The organism is Pseudomonas sp. AGC41, assembly GCF_057334555.1.
The window spans coordinates 123,417-124,983 of sequence record NZ_JBHFJB010000153.1; the positions used below are offsets into that span (position 1 = coordinate 123,417).

General features: G+C 63.7%; 1 protein-coding gene. It reads right to left on the reverse strand.

Annotation, left to right across the window (positions count from 1 at the left end; genetic code table 11):
• Positions 1 to 90: 90 nt before the first annotated feature.
• Complete coding sequence (pabB, locus tag ACE04F_RS25800; RefSeq protein WP_486110474.1) at positions 91 to 1,434, reverse strand: aminodeoxychorismate synthase component I; 1,344 nt, start codon at positions 1,432 to 1,434, stop codon at positions 91 to 93.
• Positions 1,435 to 1,567: the final 133 nt, after the last annotated feature.

Sequence of the window (1,567 nt, forward strand, 5' to 3'; positions counted from 1 at the left end):
GTATCTCAGTCGCCATCAATGTTGGCTGAACCACTGCTTTCGCGAGCAGGCTCGCTCCCACAAGGTCCTGTGTCAGGTCTTGGACCTTGTTCAGAGATTCTGCAAGGTTTGCAGCAAGACCCTCACCTTGGTCATCGACTCCTGATACTCCGCCTGCCAATCCGAGTCCGCGACGATCCCGCCGCCACCCCAGCAACATACCTGCCCGTCCTTGACCAGCAAGCTGCGGATGGCGATGGAGCTGTCCATCTCCCCGCGCACATCGAGGTACAGCAACGAGCCGCAATACAGCCCGCGTCGGGTCGGTTCGAGCTCGTCAATAATCTGCATGGCACGGATCTTCGGCGCGCCGGTGATCGAGCCGCCAGGAAAGCTGTCGGCGATCAGGTCCAGGGCGTCCTTGTCGTCCGCCAGTTCGCCAGTCACGCTGCTGACCAGGTGATGGACGTTCGGGTAGCTTTCCAGGCTGAACAATTCCGGCACCCGCACCGAGCCGATGCGGCAGGTGCGGCCCAGGTCGTTGCGCAGGAGGTCGACAATCATCAGGTTCTCGGCGCGGTCCTTGGGGCTGGCCAGCAACTCGGCGGCGTGGGCTGCGTCGTCTTCGGGCGTCGTGCCGCGAGGGCGGGTGCCCTTGATCGGACGGGTTTCGACGTGACCTTCACTGACCTGGACGAAGCGTTCGGGCGACAGGCTCAGCACCGCACCGCCCCCCGGCAGGCTCTGGAAGCCGGAAAACGGCGTCGGGCAAGCCGCCCGCAGCGCCTGGTAAGCGGCCCACGCATCGCCTTGGCACGGCGCGCGAAAGCGTTGGGCAAAGTTGACCTGATAACAATCGCCGGCCTGGATATACGCCTGGATACGCTCGAACGCCTGTCGATAGGCTTCGGCGTCGAGATCGGGCGCCATCGGGCCGTTCAGATTGAACGAGGTGACGGGCGCCGCAGTTGACTGACTGAACAGCTCGATCAAGCGTTGGCGTTGGTTTTCGCCGCAATGGGGATGGAAGACCAATTGGCTTGTGCGAGTCTGGTGATCGGTGACCAGTGCCCAGTCGTACACGCCAAAACGCGCGTCCGGCAGTTGCAGATCGTCCTCGGCGCAGGACGGCAGGGCTTCGAGGCGTCGGCCGAAGTCATAACTCAAATAACCGATCAGGCCACCGGCGAAGGGCAATTGCACCGTGGCTGGCAACTCGGCGTGGCCCAGTTGCGTCAGCTGTATCCGAAGACGTTGCAGGAAAGTGCTGCCACTTTCGTCCGGCGATACCGCCAGTTGCTCCAGTGGCCAGGCGCTGAGCAAGTCATAACGCCCGCGCTCGGCGCTCGGCCGGCCACTGTCGAGCAGCACGCTGCCGGGGGCATGACGAATCGCCGCGAAGTACTCGGCGGGGTTGGCGCGGTAGGGCAGAGGGTGTACGGAGCAGGTTGACATGGCGGGGCGGGTCAGCCGTTCAGGCGGGGTGGCGATTGTAATCCCTCTGTAGGATTTGCTCCTAGGGGGGATGTCGGTATTGAACAGGTCTGAAGCTTCAATGAGACCGGTGGGGGGGGGGGGGGGGGGGGGG

Excerpts from the sequence above, each read along its gene's own strand:
- pabB (WP_486110474.1), bottom strand. The coding sequence starts at position 1,434 with ATGTCAACCTGCTCCGTACACCCTCTGCCCTACCGCGCCAACCCCGCC.